The organism is Azotobacter beijerinckii, from assembly GCF_900110885.1.
GTDB lineage: Bacteria > Pseudomonadota > Gammaproteobacteria > Pseudomonadales > Pseudomonadaceae > Azotobacter > Azotobacter beijerinckii.
Map to the genome: position 1 here is coordinate 53,008 of NZ_FOFJ01000005.1, position 23,677 is coordinate 76,684.

Sequence of the window (23,677 nt, forward strand, 5' to 3'; positions counted from 1 at the left end):
AAAGCCCCCGCCGGGTCCGCCCGGCGAGGGCTTTTTCATGGCGCCGGTCCGGGCGCGCGGGGGAGCAGTCTCGAATCGGAAGCCGTCCCTTTTCGTCGTTCGTCGGCCCTATGGCGCCGCATCCGGCGAGTCGACCGGTTGGGCGTCTTGCGCCGCCAGATCGGCTTTCGTTTTCTTCGCCGACTTCCATTTCGAATAGAAATACGCCCCGCCCGAGATGGCCCCCGTCACAGCCGCTGCAGCACTGACAAGCGGTGCGGCCGTCACGATCAAGGGAGCACTGGTCAGGCCGAGAGCGACGCCTATCGCACTTAGCCCGGTCGGGGCGGCGAGCGCTGCGCCGGCGGTCACCACGCCGGAGGTAATGCCCAATCCCATGGAGACCGTGTCTATCTTGCTGGCCACTTCCCGGTGATTCGCATCGACCTCTTTGACCTTCGCCACAACCTTGCCGGAAATAGTCTTTGTCCCGGTTGCCGCCGCCGCCGTCAGCCGCTTCGCCCCGACGATGGCAGCCCTGGCGTATTCGTGGGCACTGCTCTTGCGAGCTGTCGTCGACGCGGCCGCCGCTTCGGCAGCCCCCTCCGGGAGGGCGGCCGGGTCATTATTCGCCGGCGACGACGCATCGGAAGCCGATTCCGTTGGTTTCTCGATCCGCTGGTTCAATTTCATCACCTCACTCGAGTTTTCCCGCAAGCCGAAAACGCCCGACCGTTCAGTGAGCGGCACAGGCGGCGGCAACGCGACTGCCCCCGTGCATTCTTCCCTGTGAAAGCCTTTGCTGCCATGGCTTGGCGAGCGGCGCCGGTCGGCCGCCGAGTCGGGCCACCCACGGCCAAGAGGTCACCCGACTCAGGTCATGAGCACCGCGGCGCGAGTCTTGTCGCTCGTCGCCACACGAACTATCGAAACAGCCCCCGGAGCTTGAGGGTTCCTGGGACGCTTCATTGAAAATCAAATGGATAGCGCTTGATGAGGTCCGCATGGACCGGCGATCTCGGTGGTCGCCAGACCCACCGATACCCCTCAAGCAGACCGCCCGATTCTTGCACGCCGCGTTCGCCAAGGCACGCCCCACGATCCTGAATCGGCGCAACGACTGCGTGGGACGGGATTACGGCCATGGCGCGGGGAGTCGACGCAAGGCCTCGTTCCGAAACGAAAGCCGGGCGGTCGCCACTGGCCCGATCTCGCGGTTCCGACGCCCGCCGGGTCCGGCGGGCTCTTCGCAAAGGCGGCTCGCCTCAGTCGCGCACGCTTTCCACCAGCGCCTTGGCTGCCTGCAGGGCGGCGCGGGCCCAGGCTTCGCTGCCCATTTCCGCGACGCGCCGGTCGTTGGGGATCTCGATGCTCACCGGCAGGCTGGCCGGCAGCTCGCGCCACAGCCGGCGCAGGTCGATGCCGCCCTCGCCGGGCAGCAGGCGTTCGCCGCGGGCGGCCTGGATCAGCCCTTCGTCGGTGGTCGGGCGCTCGGCGGGGCCGTCGCAGATCTGCGCGTAGTGCAGCCACTGGGCAGGGATCTCGGCCAACTGCTCGAAGCGGCTGGCCGAGCGGTCGAAGTGCAGGGCGTCGACCAGGACGCCGCCGTTGCGGCGGTCGGCGCGGCGGACGATGCGCAGGGCGCTGTCCAGGTCGCGCACCGGGGTCCAGGGCATGAATTCCAGGTCCGCCGACAGGCCGAACGGCAGCATGGCGTCGCACAGCCGTGCGTAGTGCTCGACCAGGCGCTCCTCCTCGGGATCGTCGCCGGCCACCAGCACGGCCTGGGCGCCCAGTTCGGCGCCGGTTTCCAGGAAGGGCAGGTAGCGTTCGAGATCGAACTCCGCGCCGATGCGGATCAGCTCCAGGTCGAAGATGCGCACGCCGGTGTCGTTCATCCGCGCCAGGGTTTCGCGCAGCATCGGCTTGTCGGTCATCAGCGGGTAGGCCACGGCGCCGGGCGCCACCGGCAGCAGGCGCACGCCGGCCTGGTCGTAGCCGGTGCGCGCCGCCAGTTCGATCATCTGCAGCGGGCTCAGCTGCAGGGCGGTGAGCTGGGCGATGGAATAGGTCGGTTGCATGGGAGTCTCCGGGAACGTGAAGGGGCGGCGCGGCCGCCCCGGAGTCGGAAAAGCGGAATGGCGGCGGCGGACCGGGCGGTCCGCCGGGCCGTCAGAGGGCCGGGGCGGCGGCCAGTGCCGGCCGCGCCTGGCGTCCCTTGAGGTACTGGGCGAGGATGCCGAACAGCGAGGGGACGGCGAGGAACAGGAAGACCTGGCTGAAGTTCCAGTTCGCCGCGAGGATCAGCGCGCCGATCCCGGCCCCGCTGATGGCGCCGAGGCGGCCGATGCCGGTGGCCCAGCTCACCCCGGTGGCGCGCATCCGGGTCGGGTAGAAGTGCGCGGAGAGGGCATAGCAGCCGGGGGAGACGCCGTTGACGAAGTAGCCGAGGAGCAGGATCAGCGGGCAGAGCACCGCCATGGTCGGCGGCAGCAGGGCGATCAGCACCGCGCAGGCGGCGCCGCCGAGGATGGTCAGGGCGATCACCTTGTGGGGGTTCCAGCGGTCCATCTTCAGGCCCACGGTGACGTTGCCGACCACCCCGCCCAGTTGCAGCAGCGAACCGATGATCGCGGCGTCGGCCAGGCTCAGGCCGGCGTCGCGGCTGATCAGCGGCAGCCAGCTGGAGAGCAGGTACATGGTCAGCAGGCCCATGAACAGGGTCAGCCAGATCATGCAGGTGCCCAGGCGGTAGCCGGGGGCGAACAGCGCGCCGACCGAGCTGCCGCTCTGCACCTGCTCCTCGGAGCTGTAGAACTGGGTGTCGCCGTTCGCCAGGCCGGGTGCGACCTTGTTCACCGCGCGGATCAGGCGGCCCTTGAGCGCCGGGTGCTGGGCCAGGAAGCGGATCGACTCGGGCAGCAGCAGGAGCAGCAGCACGGCGAAGGCGATCGGCAGCACGCCGCCGGCGACCAGCACCGAGCGCCAGCCGAAGTGATCGATCAGCGCCTTGCTGCCGATGCCGCCCAAGGCCGCGCCGACTGCGAAGCCGCAGTAGATGAAGGTCACCATCTGCGAGCGGCGGCGCTGGGGCGCGTATTCGGCGACCAGCGTGGCGGTGTTGGGCATCGAGGCGCCGAGGCCCATGCCGGTGAGAAAGCGCAGCACGCTCAGGGTGAAGATATCGGTCGCATAGGCCGAGGCCAGGCTCCACAGGCCGAAGAACAGCACCGAGCCGACGATCACCAGCTTGCGGCCGAGGCGGTCGGCGAGCGGGCCGGCGGTCAGCGAGCCGGCGGCCAGGCCGAGCAGGCCGCTCATCATCACCGGGCCGAGATCCTGGCGCAGCACGCCCCAGTCGTCGATCAGCGCGGGGGCGATGAAGCCCATGGCGGTGGTGTCGAAGCCGTCGAAGACCAGCACCAGAAAGCCGAGCAGCAGGACCAGCCATTGCCGAGCACCTATCGAGCGAGCGTCGAGGAAGGTGCCGACGTCCACGCGAGCGGAAGTCGTCATTCGTGTACCTCCAATTTGTTGTTGTTGTGCAGAGATGCGTTCGAGCCGGCGGGCGAGCCGCCGGCCGTGGCTCCGGGAGAGTTTTTCCCGGAGGGCCAATGGACAGTAGCATTTTATGGAACATCATTCCAATTACAAAGATTATTCCATTTTCAGATTGCGGGCGAAGGGACGCCGCGCCCGCATCCGACGGAGGCGGGGCTGGCAGGGCGAAGGGGCGAAGGGCGGGGCGGCCGGCGGCGGAGCGCCCGCCGGACGGCTCAGGGGGCGGGGGCCTGGGTCGAGGTCATCACGGACAGCTTGGACACGCAGTCCAGGCTGGTGGCGGCCAGTTCGCCGGCGGCCTCCAGCAGGGCCGGGACCAGTGCCTCCATGCGCTCGGCGGTGAGCCGCACGCTGGGGCCGGCGATGCTGATCACCCCGATCGCGCCCGGCTGCTGGGGATGGCGAATCGCCGTGGCGAGGGCCGCCGCGCCGGCCTCGAAGCTTTCGTCGGCGGTGGCGTAGCCGAGGCTGCGCGCGCGCTGCAGGCGGGCGAGCAGGTCCTCGACGGTGATCGGCGCGTTGGGGCCGTATTCGCCGGGCTTGGCCAGCCCCTGGCGGTAGACCAGCTCCAGCGCCTGCTCGTTGCTCAGGCAGCTCAGCCAGGCCAGTCCCGAGGCGGTGCAGCAGAGCTTGGCCTCGGCACCGGCATCCGGGTCGTAGCGCAGCCCCGAGCGCGATCCCTGGGCCTTGGAGACCCATACCAGGCGGTCGGCGTCGACGATGCCGAGGCGCACCAGCTCGCCGGAGAGCCCGGCCAGGCGCTCGAGCACCGGCCGGGCGAGGTCGACCAGGCTGCTCTGCGACAGGTGCTTGAGGGCCAGCGACACCACCTTGAGGGCGAGGATGTAGTTACCGTGCTGGTGTTCCTGGCGGACGTAGCCCTGCTCGACCAGGCAGTTGAGCATCCGGTGGGTGGCGCTCGGCGGGATGCCGAGGGTTTCGGCGACCTGCTGCAGGGGCAGGCCGGCCGCGTTGCCGGCCAGCAGTTCCAAGGCGGAGAGGCCGCGTTCCAGGGCATTGCTCATGGGGATTCCTTGGCGGTTCGAGGCCCGATCCGGATGGAGTTCGGGGCGTGGGATTAATTTACGGAATCCTATTCCGAGGTGGCGACCCGTGCAAAGCGCAGCGGCCTCTTCTAGGGCTACAGGGCCTGCGGCGTCACCGGGCGCCGCTCGCGGGCGGCCTGGCGGGCCGCCTCGACCAGCGCCAGGGTCCGTGCGGCATCGGCGGCGTCGATGATCGGCGGGCACTCGCGGCGCGCCACCTGGACGAAATGGCGCAACTGATTGTGCATCGCGCTGCCGGGCGAGGGCTGTCCCTGGCGGCAGAGCAGCGGGTGGTGCCAGCCCCGTTCCTCGCCGTAGCGCCAGAGCTTGAGCTGCGGGACGCTCAGCGAGCCCTCGGTGCCGGCGAGCAGGTAGCACGGCTGCTCGGGCTGCTGGGCGAACACCGCGGGGTTTTCCCCGGCGTTCTGGTCCCAGCCCCAGGGTGCGGTGGTGGCGTCCGAGCCGCTCAGGGTGCCCAGCGCGCCGTTCTCGAACTGCAGCAGCAGCGCCGCGCTGTCCTCGACGGCGAAGCCGCGCGCGGCGTGGCTGGCGAGGGCCTGCACGCTGGCGATCTCGCCGCAGAGAAAGCGCAGCAGGTCGAGGTCGTGGACCAGGTTGATCAGCAGCACGCCGGCCCCCGGCTCGCGGCACCAGGCGGCGTCGAAGTAGCGCTCGTCCTTGCGCGCCAGCCACAGCCCGGTGACCGTGACGAGCCGGCCGAGGGCGCCGGAGGCGAGGATGCGCCGGGCCTCGGCGACGATCGGGTTGTGCCGGCGGTGGTGGCCGACCAGCAGCGGCACCCCGGTGCGCGCCTGCACCTCGATCAGCCGGCGGGCCTCCTCCAGCGAGCAGGCCAGCGGTTTTTCCAGCAGGGTGGCGATGCCGGCCTCCAGGCAGTCGATCGCCGTGGGCACGTGGCGGTCGTTGGGGTTGGCGATGATCACCGCCTCGGGCCGGACCTGTTCGAGCATCCGGCGGTGGTCGACGAAGGCGGGGACGCCGTACTCGTCGGCCAGCGCCGAGGTGAAGGGATCGCCGATGGCGACCAGTTCGATCCCGGCTTCCTGGCGGATGTACTGGACGTGCTGGCGTCCCATGACGCCGGCGCCGATCAGGGCGATACGCAGAGGCGTGGACATAGGCTGACTTCCTTGTGCTTGTCGGGGTGGCGTGGGCCGGTCACTGCGCCGGATCGAGGCCGAAGAACTGCCGGTAGAGGCCGAGCTGGCTGCTCAGCATGTGGATGCCCGGCTGCACCGCATGGCCCCGGGCCGCGGCGCTCTGCAGCAGGCGGGTCTCGGCCGGCTTCATGATGATGTCGGCGATCAGCGTGCGCGGCGCCAGGCCGTCCAGCTCGAAGGGCAGCGGATCGTCGGGCCGCATGCCGATCGGCGTGGCGTTGATCGCCAGCTCCACCTCGCCCGGCCGCGCCGCTTCGAGCACGCGCACCCGGCCCGGCCAGTGCTGCTCCAGGCGTTCGGCGAAGCGGCCGGCGCGGGCCCGGTCGACGTCGAACAGGTCGAGGCGGGCGATGCCGGCCTGCAGCAGGGCGACGGCGATCGCGCTGCCCGCGCCGCCGCTGCCGAACAGCGCCACGCGCCAGCCCTCGGGGTCGCGCCCGGCATTGCGCAGGCCGGCGACGAAGCCGGCGCCGTCGAAGTTGTCGGCCAGCCAGCGGCCGTCCGCCTGGCGGCGCAGGGCATTGCTGCTGCCGGTGAGGGCGACGGTCAGGCTCTGTTCGTCGGCATGGGCGGCGACCGCCAGCTTGTGCGGCACGGTGATCAGCAGGCCGTCGAGGTTGCCGATCCGCTTGAGGCCCTCGATCACCGTGGCGAAGTCCGCCGCGCCGGCCTGCACCGGCAGCATCAGCGCGTCGATGCCGCGCTCGGCGAACAGCCGGTTGAGCAGGGTGGGAGCCTGCACCTGGGCGATGGGATCGCCGACCACGGCGTACAGCCGGGTGCTGCCGGTGGGACTGGGAATGAGCAGGGCGTCGTTCATGGTCGGGTTCTCCGCGGATGGATGTTCGGGCGTTGGGTTCGCGGCCGGCCGGGGACGGGCGCAGGCGGCGACCTGGGGATGGGGCGTCGGGACGATGGGCAGGGCGTGGGTGCGAGGGTTGGACATTTTAGGAATTTTTGTATTTTTTGGAATTGTATTCCATTTTTTCTTGAGCGCAACCCCGCTGCCGCCCCTGCAAGCGTTGCCGCGCAACTTCTTCGCCCGGCGCGGTCGGGGTGCCACTAGAACGCTACTAGCCGAGTGCGCAAGCCCATCCAGTGGGAATCAGTTTCCCGCCAAAGGAGCGCCGTCCCCCTCCGACTTAGACTTGCCGTGCGCCTCGAGCATGCGAGGCGTTCCCCCACGACCCCAGGGAGGTCGGAAAAATGAACAGGTATGGCGCGGAGTTTCTCGGAACCTTCTGGCTGGTGCTCGGCGGCTGCGGCAGCGCGGTCCTCGCCGCCGCCTTCCCGCAGGTCGGCATCGGTCTGCACGGCGTCTCGCTGGCGTTCGGCCTGACGGTGCTGACCATGGCCTATGCCATCGGCCATATCTCCGGCTGCCACCTGAATCCGGCGGTGTCCATCGGCCTGTGGGCCGGCGGGCGTTTTCCGGCCAAGGACCTGGCGCCCTACATCGTCGCCCAGGTACTCGGCGGGATCGCGGCGGGTGGCGTGCTCTACGTCATCGCCAGCGGCGCCGCCGGCTTCGAGGTCGCCAAGGGCTTCGCCTCCAACGGCTATGGCGCCCATTCGCCGGGCGGCTACTCGCTGCTGGCGGCACTGCTAACCGAGGTGGTGATGACCCTGTTCTTCCTGCTGGTCATCCTCGGCGCCACCGACAAGCGTGCCCCCGCCGGTTTCGCGCCGATCGCCATCGGCCTGGCCCTGACGCTGATCCACCTGATCAGCATCCCGGTGACCAACACCTCGGTGAACCCGGCGCGCAGCACCGGCGTCGCCCTGTTCGTCGGCGGCTGGGCGATCGGCCAGCTCTGGTTGTTCTGGATCGCGCCGATCGGCGGCGCGCTGCTCGGCGCCGCCGTCTATCGGCTGATCGCCGAGGAGCCCGGCCCCTCCCGCCCGTCGTGAGCGGGGCGCCGGGCGCGAGCCGTCCGGCCGCTTTCGCCATCCGCCGCGCAGCGCTGCGCGGCCCCACCCTGCAAACTGCATTCGATCTGCGCCGTTGCGGCTCCAGCGAAGCGGGCCATCTATGCTAATGAAAAGGCTTTTTCCGCAGGGGAGCGCAAGGATGAACAAGAACGGCCTGAAATTGCGTGGGGTCAATCTGGGCAGCTGGCTGGTGCTGGAGAAGTGGATGGTGCCGAGCCTGTTCGAGGGCCTGGCGGCCACCGACGAGACTACCTGGTGCGCCGAGCTGGGCGAGCGGGCCGGCGAGCGCCTGCGTGCCCACTGGAACCGCTGGATCACCCGCGACGACTTCGCCTGGCTGGCCGAGCGTGGCCTGAACGCCGTGCGCATTCCGGTCGGCCACTGGATCTTCGGCCCCGACTACCCCTATCACCCGAGCTACGGCGAGGCCCGCTATCCCTTCGTCGAGGGCGGCATCGAGGTGCTCGACCGGGCCATGACCTGGGCCTGGGAATGCGGCCTGCACGTGGTGCTCGACCTGCATGCCGCGCCGGGTTGCCAGAACGGCTTCGACAACGGCGGGATCAAGGACGTCTGCGAGTGGCACACCCGCCCGGAATACCGCGAGCACTCGCTGTCGGTGCTCGAGCGGCTGGCCGAGCGCTACCGCGAGCACCCGGCGCTGCACGCCATCGAGGTGCTCAACGAGCCGCGCTGGGACGTGCCCACCGACTACCTCAAGGCCTACAACCTGGACGCCTACGCGCGCATCCGCCGGCATTGCCCGCCCGAGCGGGTGGCGGTGATCTTCCACGACGGCTTCCGCGACTTCCGCGAATACCTGGGCTTCATGCAGGCGCCGCAGTACCGCAACGTGATCTTCGACATCCACCGCTACCAGTGCTTCGAGCGCGGCGACATCGACATGGACATCTACGGCCACATGCGCAAGGCCGCCGGGGACTGGAAGGCCGAGGCCGACGCGGTCATCACCGAGCTGGGCCTGCCGACCATCTGCGGCGAGTGGAGCCTGGGGCTGGACCTCAAGGTGGTGTCGCTGTGGGCCGCGGGGCCGTTCAACCATGCCCTGGAGCAGATGGACGCCTTCCAGGAGAGCGTCGCCTACCGCGGCTACGCCGCCGCCCAGCTGGCGACCTTCGAGAAGTACCAGGGCTGGTTCTTCTGGAACTACAAGACCGAAACCACCCCGGCCTGGTGTTTCCGCGACAGCGTCGAGCGCGGCTGGCTGCCCTCAGCGTTTGCGTAGGGCGCACAGCTCGTTGGCGCAGGCGAGAAAGCGCGGCTCGGCCTGGCGGTTGAGGATCAGCTTGCGCGAGTGGTGGTGTTCGAGCCCGGCGTGGAAGCTGATGGTCAGCAGGGTCGAGTCGGGCAGCTCGCGGCAGAGCATGGCCAGCATGCAGTCCTCGCCCTTGGGATCGAAGGCGTCGGTGGCTTCCTCGAGGAACACCCAGGGCGGCTGGTGGAGGATCAGTCGGGCGATGCCCAGGCACTGCTGGGCGCGCAGCGGCAGCACCCGGCTCCAGCTGTCGGCATCGTTCAGGCGCGGGGTCAGCCAGGCCACTCCGGCGCATTCCAGCGCATGGTGCAGCTCGGTCCGGCCGAAATGGCCGGGTTCGTGCGGGTAGCTGAGCACCGACTCCAGGCTGCCGTCGGGCAGGAAGGGGTGCTGCGAGAGGAAGACCATGCCGGCATCGTCGGGCAGCAGGATCTCGCCGTTGCCCCACGGCCACAGCCCGGCCACCGCCTTGAACAGGCCGATGGTCACCGCCGGGTCGCCGGCGATCAGTACCCGCTCGCCGCGGTGGATGGTGGCGTTGAGCCGTTCGACGAGGATCTCGCCATCCGGATTGGCCAGGCACAGGTCGCGGAACACCAGCTCGTTGGCCCGTCCGTGGCCCAGCTCGATACGGTGCTCGACCGGCTGGTGCGCCTGTTCCTCCAGTTGCAGCATGTCGTTGTAGAGGCTGGCCACCCGGTCCGCCGAGGCTTTGCACTTGGCCAGCTCGCCGAGGTTGTCGATCGGCCAGGAGAGCGCCGAGGTCAGGCGCTGGAAGGCCTGCGCCGCCTGCATCAGCACCCCCAGGGTCATCGCCCCGGCGATGTACTGCGGCGCCGCGACCAGGACCGGGAACACCGGCAGCAGGGCGCCGTAGCCGGCGGAGAAGGAGACGATGCCGAGGTAGCCGACGGTCTGGCGGTTCCAGCCGCGGCCGACGTCGGCGAACAGCCGGCCGGCGTAGCGACGCTCGATGCCCTCGCCGTGCATCAGGGCGATCGACTCGGAGTTCTCCCGGGCCCGCGCCAGGCCGAAGCGCAGGTTCGCCTCGACGGTCTGCAGGCGGTTGGTCGACTGGGTCAGCGGCCGGCCGAGGAGCAGGCCCAGCACGCTGCCGCCGCCGGCATAGACGAAGGCCAGCAGGACCAGGAAGCCGGGGATGACGATGTCGGTGCCGGGCAGTGCGAGGCTGCCGGAAAGCTTGAACAGGATGTCGACGAAGCTGCCGAGGATCAGCAGGGAGAAGAGCAGCGAATGGGCGAGGGTGATCGCGTTCTCGGTGGCGATGCGGATGTCCTCGGCGATGCGCCCGTCGGGGTTGTCGTGCTCGCCGCTGGTGAACTGCAGCTTGTAGTGGTGGGCGCGCACCAGCCACTGGTCGAGCAGGTGCAGGGTCAGCCACTGTCGCCAGTCCAGCTGCAGCCAGCGCTTGATGTGCAGGTGCACCGCGGTGACCAGCATGGTCAGGGCGAAGATCAGCGCGAAGGTGGCGATCTGCAGCAGCAGGGTGTTGAGCGAGCGCGCCTCCAGGGCGTCGAAGAGTTCGCGGTGCCAGTAGCTGGTCCAGATCGCCAGGCCGACCTGGCCGAGGGTCAGCAGCACCAGCATGCCCACGGCGCCGCGCACCGGCCACTTGCGCTCGCTGTTCCAGTAGGGCATCACCAGGTGGGCGAACTGCCACCGCAAGGAGGGATGATCCGGGCTGCTCTGGCTCATCGGCATTCGATAACCTCCTGTCTGCGCGCCGGTCGGGGTTCTGCCCGGAGGAGGGCGAACAGACCGTAAGGGCCGTGCAGTATCACGCCTGGAGGAATGGCTTCAAGCCGTTTTTGCCGGGGCGGCGCGTGGGGGGCGTGGCGGCGACGCCCGACAGGGTGGGGGAGCGGTCTCGGCCGCACGGGGACGGGCAGGGCCGACGGCCTCGCGCCGCGCTGGCGGCCGCGCTCCGGCGCCGGCCGCCGAACGTTCCCCAGCACGGGCATCTCCGACTCGCCGAACGACATCCCTTTCACCTCAGCCGCCCGCTGGCGACGCACGACGCCCACCTCCCCGCCCGCGAGCGGGTATCCCGACATCGACCCCGGGGAGCGTCCGCCGCGGCACCGGCAGACCGTTGTTTTCACTCCCGATTGGTCGACAGGTATGGATAGCGTAGCCTGCCGCCGACGCGTTCGTCGGGGCGGGGGCTGCCGGCCGTCGCGCTGGCGGCGCCCGGGCATTCCGTTCACCTTCGCCGCCGACTGCGGTAAGTTGGCGTCCATCGCCTGCTATGCCATTTCCGAAAGAGCCCCGCCATGCCCGCCCCTCTGCATCCCTACCTCGTCGGCCTCTGCGCCTGCCTCGCCGTGCCGGCCCTGGCCGGCGACGCCTCCGTGCCGCAGACCCGGCAGGAGCACATCCATCACCAGGGCCACCGTGTGATGCCCTTCGTCCTCGGTCGCACCCTGCACGTCTTTCGCATGACCGAAACCGGCGGCAGCATGCGGGTCGTCCTCCGGGACGTGGGCGCGAAAGACCAGCTGCCGCTCATCCAGCGCCATCTCCTGCACATGACGGCGCGCTTCTCCAGCGGCGATTTCTCCGTCCCGGCCAGCCTGCACGGCGAGCAGATGCCGGGCCTCAAGGAACTGGAAGCCGGTGCCTCGCGCGTGAAGTCTACGCGCCTTTGCCCAACGGCGGCGAAATCCGCTTCGAAACCGGCGACCTCGCGATGATCACCGCGATCCACCGCTGGTTCGGCGCCCAGCTGTCCGAGCATGGGGCGGATGCGCTGGCGGAGTGAGGGAGCGTCGCAACGAATATCGGGAGGCGCTGGCGCCCCGGGAGTGGATCGACTTCATGCCGGCCAACTACTTGAACTCCACGCATCCCGAGGCCATCTTCGTGCAGAAGTTGCTCGTGGTGCGTCATGCCCCCAGCGGGCGGGCGATCCTCTTCGGGGATACCCTGAAGACGATCGGGAATGGCCAGGTGCAGGTGGCGTCCGTGGCCGCGGAGACGATCGACGCGGTGCTGGCCGAGCCCTTCGGACTGCCCGGCCTGAGCGGCGTGCGCCGATCTTCCGATGGGGAGAAACCATGTCAGACCTGAAAGACCCCCGGGTGTTGTTCGCCGCCGAGCGGACCCTGCTGGCGTGGAACAGGACCAGCCTGGCCCTGATCGCCTTCGGCTTCGTGGTCGAGCGCTCCGGCCTGCTGGTGCAGATGCTCGCCCCGGACAGCCCGTCGGCAAGGGCCTCGGCCGTCAGCTTCTGGCTCGGCCTGGCGTTCATCGCGCTGGGGGCCTTTGCCGCGCTCCATTCGTCCCGGCAATACCTGATCGTGCTGAAGACGCTGACGCCTGCCGAATGCCCGCCGGGCTATGGCGCCCGCTGGGGCGTTGCCGTGAACCTTCTCGTCGCGGCGCTCGGCAGCGCTCTGGCGCTTGCCCTGTATGCGCCCTGACAATGCGCGCGACAAGCGCATGACGGCTGCCGCGGGCGGCAGCGGCGCTCGGGCTGGCGGCGCAGGAGAGGCTCATGGGAAAGCATTCGATGTTCGCAAGGGGGTTGCGCGTGACCGGGCTGGTGCTGGGTCTCTGCACGGGCCTGCTTGCCAGCGCCGGCGGGGGCGTCCCGGCGGGGAGCAGCGAGCTCGACGAACTTCATCGGCAGATCAGGGCGCTCATCCCGTCGGCCGGCACCGGCGACGCCGTCGACGAAACCCTGCTGCAGGCCGGGGTGCCCGTGCTGCAGGAGCTGATCGTCGGCTCGCGCGACGAGGCGCTGCGTAGCGGCGTTCGGCCGATGCCGCCGGATATCCGCCGCCAGCTCGCGGGCTTCCTGCCGGAGCGGGTCCTGGAGGCTGCGCGATACCGCGTGCAGGGCGGTGAAGACCTCACGCTGCAATCGAATCTGATCCGCTATGGCGATGCACAGGCGATCACCCTCGATTACGTCATCGTGTTCGAGAAGTCCGACGACGCGCTCCACAACCCGACGCTCTGGGCGCACGAACTGACCCACGTCGATCAGTACCAGCGCTGGGGTATCCAGGAGTTTTCCGCCCGCTACCTGCGGGACTACCAGGCCGTGGAGCGCGAGGCCTACGAGGCCGAGCCGCGCTATGCGGCCTGGGCGAAGCTGCAAAAAAACTGGAAGCCGGCCCCCGGCGGCGACCCGGGCGACGCGGCGACCGAACATCGTCCGATTCCTCCCCTTCCGGATGGCGACCGCTCGAGCACCTGCGGCACCGAGGTCACGGCTTGCCAGATCGACAACCCCGGCCCCGTCGGCACGCCCTGCTGGTGCTATACGGCGTCGGGCGCGGCGGCGGGCTCGCTGATTCCGGACTCGGCAGACGACGCTGCGCCGGCGGCCCCGCCTCCCGAGCCGGTCAACGCTTGCGACAGCCCGTCCGAGGCCTGTCCGCCGGGCGCCGAAGCCGATTCCCCCTGTCCCTGCCTCATGCCGCCAGGCGACTTTCCGGACACGGCTCGGTAGAGCGCGCCGCCAGGGCGCGGTGAATTTCGTTCCGAGCCAGGCGTACTCGCCGGTCCGGGACTTCCACGTCTGCCAGGTTATGCCAATAAATCGGTAAAACATGATACAAGTCATTGCGGAGTGGCGTAGTTCCTTGTTGGCGGGGTGCCGGGTCCATGCGTGCGTTGGCCCGGACACGTTCTCTTTGTCGTTGTTTTGGGGGGATTCATGCCTTCACCAGGACCGGAAAGAACACGCAAGCATCCTCTGCGGGTGGACCTTGCGTTGCAGGGAGGTGGTGCCCACGGTGCATTCACCTGGGGCGTACTCGACCGGCTGCTCGAGGAGCCGGATCTTCAGTTGGAGGGCATTTCGGGAACTTCGGCCGGCGCGATGAATGCGGCCGTTCTGGTGGACGGTTACGCCAGGGGCGGAGCAGAGGGGGCCCGCCGCGCGTTGGAGACGTTCTGGCGCAAGGTGTCGCGGGCGGCGCACGTGAGTCCGTTCCGGCGCAGTCCGCTCGATGTGCTGCTGGGGTGCTGGACGCTGGATCATTCGCCGATGTTCGTGACGATGGACATCCTCACGCGGCTGTTCTCCCCTTACGACCTGAACCCGAGCGGGAACAATCCCCTGCGTACCATCCTGGCGGAGTCCATCGACTTTGCCCATCTGGCGGACGGGCCGATCAAGCTCTTCGTGACGGCGACCAACGTGCGTACCGGCCGCGGCCGGGTGTTCCGCAACAATGATTTGACGATCGACGCATTGCTGGCTTCGGCCTGCCTGCCGGGCCTGTTCCAGGCCATCGAGATCGACGGCGACGCCTACTGGGACGGGGGCTATGCCGGCAATCCGACGATCACTCCGCTGGTGCGCGAGTGCGCCTCGAGCGACACCATCCTGGTACAGATCAATCCCATCGAGCGCCCCGGCACGCCGCGCACGGCGCGCAATATTCACAGCCGTCTCAACGAGGTCTCCTTCAATGCCGTGCTGTTGAAGGAGCTGAAGATGATCGGGCTGCTGCGCAATACGGCCTGTCTGGGCAATGACGAAAGCGCCCGCTGGGCCTCGATGCGGATTCACCGGATTTCCAGCGACGTGCTGCTGAAGCTGGGCTATTCGTCGAAGCTGAATGCGGAGTGGGCGTTTCTGACGATGCTGCGCGACGAGGGGCGGATTGCGGCCGAAAGCTTCCTCGAATCCCATCGTCCGGACCTGGGCCGGCGTTCGACGCTGGATCTGGACGCCCTGCTGGAGGGGGTCTGACGGGGAGAGCGCCGGCCGCTTCGCCGGCGCCCGGTACCCGGCTTCAATACGGCGGATACTGCGACAGTACCTTGGCCACGGTTTCGCGGATCGTCCGGGTGCGCTCGGCCGGGTTGTCGGGGCCGTCGCGGAGGGTCTGCTGGGCGCTGCCGCGCCAGACCAGCTTGCCGTCGCGGGCGTCGAGGAAGTCGATCTGCAGGGTGCCGACCCGGTAGTCGTAGGTGCGGGTTTCGCCGTAGCCGGGGCCGCTCCAGTAGCCGTACCAGGGGTTGTTCCAGTAGCCGCCGGAGTAGGTGGTGACCTGCTCTTGCCGCTGGTCGACGATCAGCCAGACCTGCACCTTGAGGTCGCCGGGTTTGCCGCTCGGCGCCTGGCGCAGGCCTCGCTGGTCGAGCTGGTCGGCGACGGCGCTGCGCACGCGCTGTTCGGTGAGATCGCTCTTCAGCCGCGGGTCGGCGGGGCGGTACTGCAGCGCCGGCTCCTGCCAGCTCCAGCTCTGGTAGGCGGAGAAGTTGCGCTCGGGGTCGAAGTCGCGCTCGAGGTGGACGGTCTGGCAGGCCGCGAGCAGCAGCAGAAGGGGCAGCAGCAGACGGGTACGCATGGGGTGGTTCCTCCGGTGGCGTGCGCGCGGCAGACGGACTGTCGCGGGCTTTTCCCCGCGCTCCGGCTCTTTCCCGAGGAGCGCGAGGGACGGGCGGCGTTTGTCCGGGCTACGGCGGAAAGCCTTTCAGGGCGCGGCGGACCGCCTGGCGCAGGGCGTCGGCGCGCTGGCCGGGGTCGTCGTCGGTCCGAGCCTCGCCGCTGCCGCTCCACACCGGCTGGCCGTCGGCGCCGTCGCTGAGTTCGACGCGCACCACCAGCACCTGCTCCTCGTAGCTGCGGACGATCGGCACGGCACCCCAGGCGCCGTAACCGTAATGGTCATGGTCATGGTCATGGTAGTGGCCATGGCCGTAGCCGTAGTAGCCGCCGAAGCTGCCGTAATAGTCCTCGTAGGTGCGGATGCGCCATTCCAGCGCCAGCTGCGCCGCGACCCGCAGGTCCGCCATGGCGCCGGGTCGGACCGGGCGCAGGCCGCGACGGTCCAGTTCGGCGGAGAGGGTTTCCTGCAACTGGCCGGGCGCCAGACCGTCGCCGTCGCCCGGTGGGCGGTCGTTCAACCAGGCCCAGTCGCGGTAGCCGGCGTAGTCCCGCAGCGCGGCGGGGTAGACGGTGCGCGTGGCGACCCCGGCCGGCGCCGGGGGCAGCGCGGCGGACTCGGCGCGGTAGGGGTTGGGGCTCTGGCAGGCGCCGAGCGCGAGGCAGAGCGTCAGTGCGGCCAGGCGGTGCATGGGAGTTCCTCGGCCTCGCCCCGCTGTCCGGGGCGGCGACCATCCTGTTTCCAGCTTAGCAAGCCGGGCGCGGTCGGCAGAGCCAGTGCAGGTAGCGGCCGAGGCCGGCGAAGGCCGGGTGGCGGCGGTAGGCCAGTTCCATTTCCAGCAGGTCGAGCAGTTCGGCCTTGGCCTGGAATTCCGCCGGCATGTAGTCGTGGAAGACGCGCACGCCGCTTTCGCCGTCGATCTGCCAGGCGCTTTCCATCGCGGCCCTCAACTCGCGCGGGTCGAGCGGGCGCTGCGGGGTCAGGCTGCGGCCTTCGCCGGCGAACTTTTCCTTGCGCAGCTTGCGGAAGTGGCCCTTGAGCAGGTTGCGGTAGATCAGCGCGTCCTTGTTGTAGAAGGCCAGCGACAGCCAGCCGCCGGACGCGGTGAGCTGGTGCAGCACCGGGAGGATGTGCTGCGGCTCGGCCAGCCATTCCAGTACGGCGTGGCAGAGCACCAGGTCGAAGGGTTCGTCGAGTCGGCCGAGCAGTTCCTGCCAGGGTGCCTGAAGGAAGGTGGCGGACTGGCCGGCGGCGGCGAAGCGTTCGCGGGCGGCGTCGAGCATCGGCGCGGCCGGCTCGGCGAGGGTCACCCGGTGGCCGCGCTCGGCCAGCCAGAGCGCCATGTGGCCGAGCCCGGCGCCGACGTCGAGCACCCGCAGCGGGCGTTCGGGCAGGGCTTCGGCCAGGTCGGCCTGGAGCACGGCGAGGCGGATCGCGCCCTTGGCGCCGCCGTAGATCTTCTCGGCGAAACGCAGGGCCAGGTCGTCGAAGTGGCGGTCGCTCATCGGGCGAAACGCCGTTCGCTGTCGGCCAGCTTGGCGCGCACCACCTCGTCCAGGTCCAGGCCGAGTTCGGCACAGAGCAAGAGGAGGTAGAGGACCACGTCGCCGATCTCCTGGCCGGCGTGGGCCAGTTCGCCGGCGGGCAGGGCACGGGATTCGTCCTCGCGCTTCCATTGGAAAATTTCCACCAGCTCGGCCATTTCCACGCTGGCGGCCATGGCGAGGTTCTTCGGGCTGTGGAAGCGCCGCCAGTCGTTGGCGTCGCGGATGGCGTGCAGGCGGCGGGTGAGTTCGGCGGTGTTCATGGCGGGCTCCTGAAAAGGCGCCTAGCTTCGGCCGCCGGAAGCCGGGCCGCAAGTGCGGCGCCCGGCCTTGCCGCGGATCAGTATTCCCAGAAGATCCGCTGCAGCTCCCGGCTGTCCTGGGTCCGGGTCAGGGCGACCATGGCGAGGATGCGCGCCTTCTGCGGATTGAGGTCGTGGGCGACCAGCCAGTCGTATTTGTCGTCCGGCTGCTCGGCGTTGCGCAGGACGAAGCCGCCCCGGTCGGCCCGCGAGGCGCGGACGATCTGCAGGCCTTCCTGGCGCAGCGCCTGCAGGGTCGGCACCAGGGCCGCGGCGACCGAGCCGTTGCCGGTGCCGGCGTGGATGATCGCCCTGGCACCGGCCTGGGCGAAGGCCCGGTAGGCGGTGCCGTCGAGGTTGCCGTAGGCGTAGGCGATGTCGACCCGCGGCAGGCTGGCGATCTGCCGGATGTCGAACTCGGAATTCAGCGTGTGGCGCTTGGCCGGCAGGCGGAACCAGTAGCTCTTGCCCTCCACCACCATGCCCAGCGGACCCCAGGGGCTCTGGAAGGCGTCGGTCCGGATGTTCAGCGCCTTGCTGACGTCGCGCCCGGAGTGGATTTCGTCGTTCAGCGTCACCAGTACGCCCTTGCCGCGCGATTGCAGATTGCCGGCCACGGCGACCGCGTTGTAGAGGTTGAGGGGGCCGTCGGCGGACAGGGCGGTGCCGGGGCGCATCGAGCCGACCAGCACGATGGGCTTGTCGGTGCGCTCGACCAGGGTCAGGAAGTAGGCGGTCTCCTCCAGGGTGTCGGTGCCGTGGGTGATGACGATGCCGTCGACCTCGGGATCCTCGGCCAGCTCGGCGACGCGCCGGCCGAGCGCGAGCAGTTGCTCGTTGCCGAAGCTTTCCGAGGCGATCTGGAAGACCTGCTCGCCGCGCACCTCGGCCAGCGCCGGCAGTTGCGGCACGTTGGCGAGCAACTGCTCGACCGGAACCTTGGCCGCCTGGTAGGTGGCGCTGTCGGCGGCGCCAGCCCCGGCGCCGGCGATGGTGCCGCCGGTGGCGAGGATCACCACCCGCGGCAGCCGGTCTGCCGTTTCGGTCGGCGCGGGCTCTTCGGCCTGCAGGCCGAGCGGGAGCAGCAGGGTCAGGGCGAGGAGGGCCGGACTCAGGGCACTCAGGAGGTTCTTCATGGCGGCGCTCCTCAGTGCTGGAGGATCTTGGCGAGGAATTGCCGGGCGCGCTCGCTGCGCGCCGAGACGTCGCCGAAGAATTCCTCCTTGGCGCAGTCCTCGACGATGCTCCCGCGGTCCATGAAGATCACCCGGTTGGCGACCTTGCGGGCGAAGCCCATCTCGTGGGTCACGCACATCATGGTCATGCCCTCCTGGGCGAGCTGGACCATCACGTCGAGCACCTCGTTGACCATTTCCGGGTCGAGCGCCGAGGTCGGCTCGTCGAACAGCATCACCACCGGGTCCATGGCCAGCGCGCGGGCGATCGCCACGCGCTGCTGCTGGCCGCCGGAGAGCTGGCCGGGGTGCTTGTGGGCGTGGGCCTTGAGGCCGACCCGCTCGAGCAGCGCCAGGCCCTTCTCGGTGGCCTCCGCCTTGCCGCGGCCGAGCACCTTGACCTGCGCGAGGGTCAGGTTCTCGGTGACCGTCAGGTGGGGGAACAGCTCGAAGTGCTGGAAGACCATGCCGACCCGGGCGCGCAGCTTGGGCAGGTCGGTCTTCGGATCGGCCAGGGAGGTGCCGTCGACCACGATGTCGCCCTGCTGGAAGGGCTCCAGGGAGTTGACGCATTTGATCAGGGTGGACTTGCCGGAGCCCGACGGCCCGCAGACCACCACCACCTCGCCCTTCTGAACCTGCGTGGTGCAGTCGCCGAGGACCTGGAAGTCCCCGTACCACTTGCTGACGTTCTGGATCGAAATCATACGGCTAACCTTTTCTGCAGACGCTTGACCAGCTGCGAGGCGGCGAAGCTGACGACGAAGTACACCAGGCCGGCGACGATCAAAAATTCGTGGGGCTGGCCGACGATGTCGCCGCGCGAGCGGGCGGCGTTGAGGAAGTCGATCAGGCCCACGCTGTAGACCAGCGAGGTGTCCTGGAAGAGGATGATGCTCTGCTGCAGCAGCAGCGGGGTCATCTTGCGGAACGCCTGGGGCAGGACGATCAGGCGCATGCTCTGCCCGTAGGTCATCCCCAGCGCCTGGGCGGCGCTCATCTGCCCTTTGGGAATGGCCTGGATGCCGGCGCGGACGATCTCGCAGAAGTAGGCCGCCTCGAACATCACGAAGGCCACCAGGCAGGAGGCGAAAGCACCCACCGGGGTGTCCTCGCCGGTGATCTCGCGCAGCGCGAAGGGCACCGCGAAGTAGAACCAGGTGATCACCAGCAGCAGCGGGATGGAGCGGAAGTAGTTGACGTAGAGGGCGGCGAGGTTGGCCACCAGGCGGTTGTGCGCCAGGCGCATCATCGCCAGCAGGGTGCCCAGCAGCACGCCGCCGAGCACGCCCAGCACGAGCAGCTGCAGGGTGGTCTGCAGTCCGTCCCAGAGCGCCGGGAGCGCGGCGGGGATCGAGCTGAAATCCATCATTTGCCTCCCGCGGCGAGCAGGCCCGGCACCGCGACCTTCTTCTCGACCCAGCGCATGAACAGCATCAGGCTCATGTTCAGGGTGAAGTAGATCAGCGTGGCCAGGGTGAAGGCCTCGAACAGGTGGGCGGAGAACTCCGCGGTCTGCTTGGTCTGCGCGAGCAGCTCCATCAGGCCGATCAGCGAGGCCACCGAGGAGTTCTTGAAGATGTTGAGGAACTCCGAGGTCAGCGGCGGAATGATGATCCGGAAGGCCTGCGGCAGCAGCACCTGGCGGTAGACCTGCCCGGTCCGCAGGCCCAGCGCCAGGGCCGCGGCGGTCTGGCCCCTGGGCAGCGCCTGGATGCCGGTGCGCACCTGCTCGCAGACCCGCGCGGCGGTGAACAGGCCGAGGCACACCACCACGCTGAGATAGGCCGAGGTGGCCGGGCTGAGGTCCTGCTTGAACCACAGCTCCAGCGGCTCGGGCAACAGGTCGGGCACCAGGAAGTACCAGAGGAACAGCTGCACCAAGAGCGGCACGTTGCGAAAGAGGTCCACGTAGAGGGTGGCCAGGCCGGACAGCCAGCGGTTCGGCAGGGTGCGCAGCACGCCGAGCAGCGAGCCGAGCAGCAGGGCGACGATCCAGCCCGCCAGGGCGACGGCGACGGTCCAGCCGAGGCCGGCGACGAACCAGTCGAGGTAGATTTCCTCGCCGATGCCGGTGGACCTGAAGAACACGCCCCAGTCCCAGTTGTAATCCATGGGGTTTCTCTCTGCCAGGGGTTGGGAGGAGGCCTGCGTGGAGGGATTTCCCCCGCGCAGGACGGGGTTTACAGCTCTTCGGTCGACTTGTCGGTCGGGACGGCGATCAGCTTCTTCAACTCGTCGCTCATCGGGAAATGGAGGTTGAGGTCCTTGGGCGGAATCGGCTGGAGGAACCACTTGTCGTAGATGGCGTTGATTTCGCCGGAGCGGTAGGTGGCGACGAGGGCGTCGTCGACCGTCTTCTTGAACGCCGGATCGCCCTTGCGCAGCATGCAGCCGTAGATCTCGAAGGACTGCGGGGCGCCGACCACCGCCCAGTCGTCGGGTTTCTTGGCCTTGGCCATTTCGCCGTAGAGCAGGGCGTCGTCCATCATGAAGGCCACGGCGCGGCCGGATTCGAGCATCAGGAAGGATTCGCCGTGGTCTTTGGCTGCGATGATGTTCATGTCCAGCTGCTTCTCGGCGTTCATCGAGCGGAGCAGGCGTTCGGAGGTGGTGCCGGCGGTGGTCACCACGTTCTTGCCCTTGAGGTCGGGGAAGTCCTGGACACCCGAGGTCTTCTTGGTCAGCAGGCGGGTGCCGACCTCGAAGATGCCCACCGAGAAGGCTACCTGCTGCTGGCGTTCGACATTGTTGGTAGTGGAGCCGCACTCGAGGTCGACGGTGCCGTTCTGCACCAGCGGAATGCGGCTCTGCGAGGTGACCAGGGTGTAGCGCACTTTCAGCTCGGGCAGACCGAGCTGCTGCTTGAGCGCCTCGACGACCTTCAGCTGCAGGTCGTGGGAGTAGCCGATCGGCTGGCGCGAGTCGGTGCCCAGATAGGAAAAGGGGATGGAGGCGTCGCGGTGGCCGAGGGTGATGGTGCCGGATTCCTTGATCTTCTTCAGGGTGCCGGTGAGCTCTTCCGCGGCGAAGGCCGCGCCGGACGACAGGGCGAGGACGATGGCACTGCTCAGCAGGCGGGTAGCGATACGCATGTGGTGTTTCCCTCTACTCGTTGTTTTGGCCGAGGGCGATAGCCCGATCCTTCGGACAGCTCTATCGCGCTGCCTTGAAGTCTAAAGGCAGAATGCGTGCCAGTCGGGCGAAATGCCGGATTTTCTTTTATCCATTTGATTCGAAAGGGATTATTTCGGGCGTTCCGGCTACAGGTAGGGCGGGTGAAACCCGCCATTGCGGATCGGGCCCTGGCCATGTCCGGCGGGTTGCACCCGCCCTACGGGGCTCGATATGGTGCGGGTTGTGCTCACCAGGCAGGGCTTTGGTGGTGGGGGAGTTGAGACGCTTGGTCTTTTGCCCGGTTAGGCACCATCTTTGCCATCAGGGATGCTTCTTGTGAGTTCGGCCCACAAGGGAAACCCTGAAAAAGCCCCATTTTCACGAGATCACATGCCCTGTGAGCCGCATAGTTACTGGCTTATGATTTTCAGAAAAAGTCTTTTTCAGACCATCCCAAGCGCCGCTGATCCGCCTCATCTTTTACACGATTCCATGGATAGGCAGAGTGGTTGTGGCGGTTTTCCACAGGCGCGAAATGGTCGTGGAGCAATTGTTTCTCGAACATATCAATCGCTTCACAATCGTGCTCGGTCAGTTGGTAGACGTTGGACGCTTGCAGTTTGAGTTTTAGCGCAAGCGGGAACACAAAGCTTCCAAGGAGAAGGTGATTGCGGAGGCTCCACTCCGGCGGATACTTCGACTCAATCTTGCCGTGAGCAAGGTTTCCGCGGAGTCGGAAAAAATCTCTAATCCACATGTCGCGCACGGATTTTGATTTCTTGAATTTCAAGGTCTGGCTTGAAGTAAACACTGTGTTCGGATCTATGGTCTCGGTTGGTTTTACGCTTGCCGAGAAGTGCTTGGCGAGATCATCCTCCTTTCCGTGTGGGCACTCAAACAGGCGTTCGAGTGCACTAACAAGCAGAACGGCCTCAATATGTTCGGAAATGTCTGAAGAGTCTGTGTTGGCAAGATTGAATCCGAGGATTGCTTCATATATTGCTTCCCAGTCCTTGGATTCTCGGTAGTCGAGGAGTGGCTCCAATAGCTTGAAGTCAAGCGCCGTGTTCCCGTGTGGTAATGGAATATGCTCGGGTTTTTGAACATGATAGTCGTCTTCGGTCAAATAGTTCGTGGTCGAGCCATCGCGACGGCGAGTGGTTATCGCAGTTCCATGATGGTCATCGGAGAAGCCCTGAATGACCAATCGGAAGCTGTCACGATTCCGATACCCCATGCCACCTGGACCGAAAAGCTCGCGGGCCGAAAGTCCTGCGACTGACAGGAGTTCGGAGAAGATAAACAGTGCGCCGCGCTCTTCATCCGAAAGGTCACGGGTGAGGTTTCCGCCAGTGGTTTGAATGAGCGTCGCGTAAGCGATTGGCGCCCCTCCTGCATGGTATGGAGCCAACACCCCATCGAGGATGTCTTGTTCGGGTGTGCCTTGCCCAGCCGGAGCGAGTCCACGTTGAAAAGGGACGAGTTGAAACTCGGCGGCATTTTGGTGCGTGGTGATCTGAAGCCAAGGTAGAAATGCGAGCATACTCATGTATATGTTCCTGCTTTGAATTTTTAGCTGTACTCAAAACATTAGTTTGTAGGTCTTTTCGAGATTGTCTTTGCAGCCACCTTGGCCATGTGGCTCCCATCGTGATCGGTTAGTGAGATATTCGCAGGTTATTACCCTGCCTCGATCGCTTGCCATTACGGCAGAGCCCCGATATTCCGTGGGTAAGGATGCTGCGTAGCTAGTATCTGTGCCCGTGGCGCTGCCGTTTGGTGTCCACACACTACTATAGATTATGCCCCACCCGGTGCTGCCACCTCTTATGGTTTGGTATTCTCCTTGGAATTTCTCGCCAGAAGGTAAGTCAAAGGAGATACCGCCATGAGTTGTGCCGGAGAACTCAAATCTGGCTTGGATCACTTCTGCATTAGATAGATCGTAGAGCCTTGCGGGAACTACCTTGCTTGTGCAGCCTGTAATACTTAGTAGTAAACAGGTTGCAAAAATATTTTTAATCACTTGGGCTCTCCATGTGTAGCTTCAGGAAGCTAAGCAAGTGAGAAGCTTCTCAGCTCTTCGTATGATCTGAAAAGCTTGAATATAGTGATTTTAGTCGGAGTTTTCTTCTCCGATAACTGGAGCGTGGGACGTTGCGGTGGGAAGGGAAGGTGATTGGTCGAGTCGGG

General features: G+C 67.4%; 24 protein-coding genes. 7 read left to right on the top strand and 17 right to left on the bottom strand.

Going from position 1 to position 23,677, the window contains the following annotated elements:
• Positions 1 to 108: 108 nt before the first annotated feature.
• The 6 genes from BMY22_RS24810 to BMY22_RS03970 all read right to left on the bottom strand — a co-directional run bounded on the left by BMY22_RS24810 (position 109) and on the right by BMY22_RS03970 (position 6,713).
• Complete coding sequence (locus BMY22_RS24810; RefSeq protein ID WP_244158790.1) at positions 109 to 672, bottom strand: hypothetical protein; 564 nt, start codon at positions 670 to 672, stop codon at positions 109 to 111.
• Positions 673 to 1,244: 572 nt separating this feature from the next.
• Positions 1,245 to 2,060, bottom strand: a complete 816-nt coding sequence (locus tag BMY22_RS03950; RefSeq protein ID WP_090619747.1) for a sugar phosphate isomerase/epimerase family protein — start codon at positions 2,058 to 2,060, stop codon at positions 1,245 to 1,247.
• 91 nt (positions 2,061 to 2,151) lie between these two features.
• Positions 2,152 to 3,495 carry an MFS transporter gene (locus tag BMY22_RS03955; RefSeq protein ID WP_090619748.1) on the bottom strand — a complete coding sequence of 448 codons (1,344 nt, stop codon included), beginning with the start codon at positions 3,493 to 3,495 and terminating at the stop codon, positions 2,152 to 2,154.
• Between the two features lie 260 nt (positions 3,496 to 3,755).
• Complete coding sequence (locus tag BMY22_RS03960; protein ID WP_090619750.1) at positions 3,756 to 4,565, bottom strand: IclR family transcriptional regulator; 810 nt, start codon at positions 4,563 to 4,565, stop codon at positions 3,756 to 3,758.
• A 116-nt stretch (positions 4,566 to 4,681) separates the two neighbouring features.
• Entirely contained in the window at positions 4,682 to 5,725 is a 1,044-nt protein-coding gene (locus BMY22_RS03965) for a Gfo/Idh/MocA family protein (RefSeq protein ID WP_090619751.1), read from the bottom strand.
• A 40-nt stretch (positions 5,726 to 5,765) separates the two neighbouring features.
• Positions 5,766 to 6,713, bottom strand: a complete 948-nt coding sequence (locus tag BMY22_RS03970; protein ID WP_244158791.1) for a shikimate dehydrogenase family protein — start codon at positions 6,711 to 6,713, stop codon at positions 5,766 to 5,768.
• A 260-nt stretch (positions 6,714 to 6,973) separates the two neighbouring features.
• Between BMY22_RS03970 and aqpZ the strand changes: the two genes are divergently transcribed.
• A complete protein-coding gene (gene aqpZ, locus BMY22_RS03975; RefSeq protein ID WP_090619754.1) occupies positions 6,974 to 7,678 on the top strand; it encodes an aquaporin Z in 705 nt (234 codons plus the stop codon).
• Positions 7,679 to 7,838: 160 nt separating this feature from the next.
• Positions 7,839 to 8,945 carry a glycoside hydrolase family 5 protein gene (locus BMY22_RS03980; protein WP_090619756.1) on the top strand — a complete coding sequence of 369 codons (1,107 nt, stop codon included), beginning with the start codon at positions 7,839 to 7,841 and terminating at the stop codon, positions 8,943 to 8,945.
• Here BMY22_RS03980 and BMY22_RS03985 read toward each other — a convergent pair.
• A complete protein-coding gene (locus BMY22_RS03985; protein ID WP_090619757.1) occupies positions 8,931 to 10,697 on the bottom strand; it encodes an ABC transporter ATP-binding protein/permease in 1,767 nt (588 codons plus the stop codon). The genes BMY22_RS03980 and BMY22_RS03985 overlap by 15 nt on opposite strands.
• Before the next feature lie 572 nt (positions 10,698 to 11,269).
• Between BMY22_RS03985 and BMY22_RS03990 the strand changes: the two genes are divergently transcribed.
• From BMY22_RS03990 to BMY22_RS04010, 5 genes are all read left to right on the top strand, one after another.
• Positions 11,270 to 11,689, top strand: coding sequence for a hypothetical protein (locus tag BMY22_RS03990; RefSeq protein ID WP_244158792.1), 420 nt, complete (start codon positions 11,270 to 11,272; stop codon positions 11,687 to 11,689).
• 64 nt (positions 11,690 to 11,753) lie between these two features.
• Positions 11,754 to 12,065: an arylamine N-acetyltransferase gene (locus BMY22_RS03995; protein ID WP_208599224.1), complete on the top strand. Its 312-nt coding sequence runs from the start codon at positions 11,754 to 11,756 to the stop codon at positions 12,063 to 12,065.
• Entirely contained in the window at positions 12,053 to 12,418 is a 366-nt protein-coding gene (locus BMY22_RS04000) for a YidH family protein (protein ID WP_090619759.1), read from the top strand. The genes BMY22_RS03995 and BMY22_RS04000 overlap by 13 nt, the downstream gene beginning before the upstream one ends.
• A 74-nt stretch (positions 12,419 to 12,492) precedes the next feature.
• Positions 12,493 to 13,455 carry an eCIS core domain-containing protein gene (locus tag BMY22_RS04005; RefSeq protein WP_090619760.1) on the top strand — a complete coding sequence of 321 codons (963 nt, stop codon included), beginning with the start codon at positions 12,493 to 12,495 and terminating at the stop codon, positions 13,453 to 13,455.
• 252 nt (positions 13,456 to 13,707) lie between these two features.
• Positions 13,708 to 14,706 carry a patatin-like phospholipase family protein gene (locus tag BMY22_RS04010; RefSeq protein WP_244158793.1) on the top strand — a complete coding sequence of 333 codons (999 nt, stop codon included), beginning with the start codon at positions 13,708 to 13,710 and terminating at the stop codon, positions 14,704 to 14,706.
• A 43-nt stretch (positions 14,707 to 14,749) separates the two neighbouring features.
• Here BMY22_RS04010 and BMY22_RS04015 read toward each other — a convergent pair whose 3' ends face one another.
• The 10 genes from BMY22_RS04015 to BMY22_RS04060 all read right to left on the bottom strand — a co-directional run bounded on the left by BMY22_RS04015 (position 14,750) and on the right by BMY22_RS04060 (position 23,033).
• Positions 14,750 to 15,307 (bottom strand): DUF4136 domain-containing protein, encoded by a 558-nt coding sequence (locus BMY22_RS04015; RefSeq protein ID WP_170849432.1) that lies wholly within the window; start codon positions 15,305 to 15,307, stop codon positions 14,750 to 14,752.
• A 109-nt stretch (positions 15,308 to 15,416) separates the two neighbouring features.
• Positions 15,417 to 16,037: a DUF4136 domain-containing protein gene (locus BMY22_RS04020; RefSeq protein ID WP_090619763.1), complete on the bottom strand. Its 621-nt coding sequence runs from the start codon at positions 16,035 to 16,037 to the stop codon at positions 15,417 to 15,419.
• 55 nt (positions 16,038 to 16,092) lie between these two features.
• Positions 16,093 to 16,851 (bottom strand): methyltransferase domain-containing protein, encoded by a 759-nt coding sequence (locus BMY22_RS04025; RefSeq protein ID WP_090619765.1) that lies wholly within the window; start codon positions 16,849 to 16,851, stop codon positions 16,093 to 16,095.
• On the bottom strand, positions 16,848 to 17,153 hold the full coding sequence (locus BMY22_RS04030; RefSeq protein WP_090619766.1) for a MazG-like family protein: 306 nt from the start codon (positions 17,151 to 17,153) through the stop codon (positions 16,848 to 16,850). Before BMY22_RS04030 ends, BMY22_RS04025 begins: the two co-directional genes overlap by 4 nt.
• Positions 17,154 to 17,230: 77 nt before the next feature.
• Positions 17,231 to 18,328: an asparaginase gene (locus BMY22_RS04035; RefSeq protein WP_090619768.1), complete on the bottom strand. Its 1,098-nt coding sequence runs from the start codon at positions 18,326 to 18,328 to the stop codon at positions 17,231 to 17,233.
• Positions 18,329 to 18,339: 11 nt separating this feature from the next.
• A complete protein-coding gene (locus BMY22_RS04040) occupies positions 18,340 to 19,074 on the bottom strand; it encodes an amino acid ABC transporter ATP-binding protein (protein ID WP_090619770.1) in 735 nt (244 codons plus the stop codon).
• Entirely contained in the window at positions 19,071 to 19,739 is a 669-nt protein-coding gene (locus BMY22_RS04045) for an amino acid ABC transporter permease (protein ID WP_170849431.1), read from the bottom strand. The genes BMY22_RS04040 and BMY22_RS04045 overlap by 4 nt, the downstream gene beginning before the upstream one ends.
• On the bottom strand, positions 19,736 to 20,482 hold the full coding sequence (locus BMY22_RS04050; RefSeq protein ID WP_090619773.1) for an amino acid ABC transporter permease: 747 nt from the start codon (positions 20,480 to 20,482) through the stop codon (positions 19,736 to 19,738). The genes BMY22_RS04045 and BMY22_RS04050 overlap by 4 nt, the downstream gene beginning before the upstream one ends.
• Positions 20,483 to 20,550: 68 nt before the next feature.
• Positions 20,551 to 21,462, bottom strand: coding sequence for a glutamate/aspartate ABC transporter substrate-binding protein (locus tag BMY22_RS04055; RefSeq protein ID WP_090619775.1), 912 nt, complete (start codon positions 21,460 to 21,462; stop codon positions 20,551 to 20,553).
• 449 nt (positions 21,463 to 21,911) lie between these two features.
• Complete coding sequence (locus tag BMY22_RS04060; protein ID WP_090619776.1) at positions 21,912 to 23,033, bottom strand: hypothetical protein; 1,122 nt, start codon at positions 23,031 to 23,033, stop codon at positions 21,912 to 21,914.
• Positions 23,034 to 23,677 lie beyond the last annotated feature (644 nt).

Bases quoted from the DNA above. Each gene is read 5' to 3' on its own strand.
- BMY22_RS24810 (WP_244158790.1), bottom strand. From the start codon at position 672: ATGAAATTGAACCAGCGGATCGAGAAACCAACGGAATCGGCTTCCGAT.
- BMY22_RS03950 (WP_090619747.1), bottom strand. From the start codon at position 2,060: ATGCAACCGACCTATTCCATCGCCCAGCTCACCGCCCTGCAGCTGAGC.
- BMY22_RS03955 (WP_090619748.1), bottom strand. From the start codon at position 3,495: ATGACGACTTCCGCTCGCGTGGACGTCGGCACCTTCCTCGACGCTCGC.
- BMY22_RS03960 (WP_090619750.1), bottom strand. From the start codon at position 4,565: ATGAGCAATGCCCTGGAACGCGGCCTCTCCGCCTTGGAACTGCTGGCC.
- BMY22_RS03965 (WP_090619751.1), bottom strand. From the start codon at position 5,725: ATGTCCACGCCTCTGCGTATCGCCCTGATCGGCGCCGGCGTCATGGGA.
- BMY22_RS03970 (WP_244158791.1), bottom strand. From the start codon at position 6,713: ATGTCCAACCCTCGCACCCACGCCCTGCCCATCGTCCCGACGCCCCAT.
- aqpZ (WP_090619754.1), top strand. From the start codon at position 6,974: ATGAACAGGTATGGCGCGGAGTTTCTCGGAACCTTCTGGCTGGTGCTC.
- BMY22_RS03980 (WP_090619756.1), top strand. From the start codon at position 7,839: ATGAACAAGAACGGCCTGAAATTGCGTGGGGTCAATCTGGGCAGCTGG.
- BMY22_RS03985 (WP_090619757.1), bottom strand. From the start codon at position 10,697: ATGCCGATGAGCCAGAGCAGCCCGGATCATCCCTCCTTGCGGTGGCAG.
- BMY22_RS03990 (WP_244158792.1), top strand. From the start codon at position 11,270: ATGCCCGCCCCTCTGCATCCCTACCTCGTCGGCCTCTGCGCCTGCCTC.
- BMY22_RS04000 (WP_090619759.1), top strand. From the start codon at position 12,053: ATGTCAGACCTGAAAGACCCCCGGGTGTTGTTCGCCGCCGAGCGGACC.
- BMY22_RS04005 (WP_090619760.1), top strand. From the start codon at position 12,493: ATGGGAAAGCATTCGATGTTCGCAAGGGGGTTGCGCGTGACCGGGCTG.
- BMY22_RS04015 (WP_170849432.1), bottom strand. From the start codon at position 15,307: ATGCGTACCCGTCTGCTGCTGCCCCTTCTGCTGCTGCTCGCGGCCTGC.
- BMY22_RS04020 (WP_090619763.1), bottom strand. From the start codon at position 16,037: ATGCACCGCCTGGCCGCACTGACGCTCTGCCTCGCGCTCGGCGCCTGC.
- BMY22_RS04025 (WP_090619765.1), bottom strand. From the start codon at position 16,851: ATGAGCGACCGCCACTTCGACGACCTGGCCCTGCGTTTCGCCGAGAAG.
- BMY22_RS04030 (WP_090619766.1), bottom strand. From the start codon at position 17,153: ATGAACACCGCCGAACTCACCCGCCGCCTGCACGCCATCCGCGACGCC.
- BMY22_RS04035 (WP_090619768.1), bottom strand. From the start codon at position 18,328: ATGAAGAACCTCCTGAGTGCCCTGAGTCCGGCCCTCCTCGCCCTGACC.
- BMY22_RS04040 (WP_090619770.1), bottom strand. From the start codon at position 19,074: ATGATTTCGATCCAGAACGTCAGCAAGTGGTACGGGGACTTCCAGGTC.
- BMY22_RS04045 (WP_170849431.1), bottom strand. From the start codon at position 19,739: ATGATGGATTTCAGCTCGATCCCCGCCGCGCTCCCGGCGCTCTGGGAC.
- BMY22_RS04050 (WP_090619773.1), bottom strand. From the start codon at position 20,482: ATGGATTACAACTGGGACTGGGGCGTGTTCTTCAGGTCCACCGGCATC.
- BMY22_RS04055 (WP_090619775.1), bottom strand. From the start codon at position 21,462: ATGCGTATCGCTACCCGCCTGCTGAGCAGTGCCATCGTCCTCGCCCTG.
- BMY22_RS04060 (WP_090619776.1), bottom strand. From the start codon at position 23,033: ATGAGTATGCTCGCATTTCTACCTTGGCTTCAGATCACCACGCACCAA.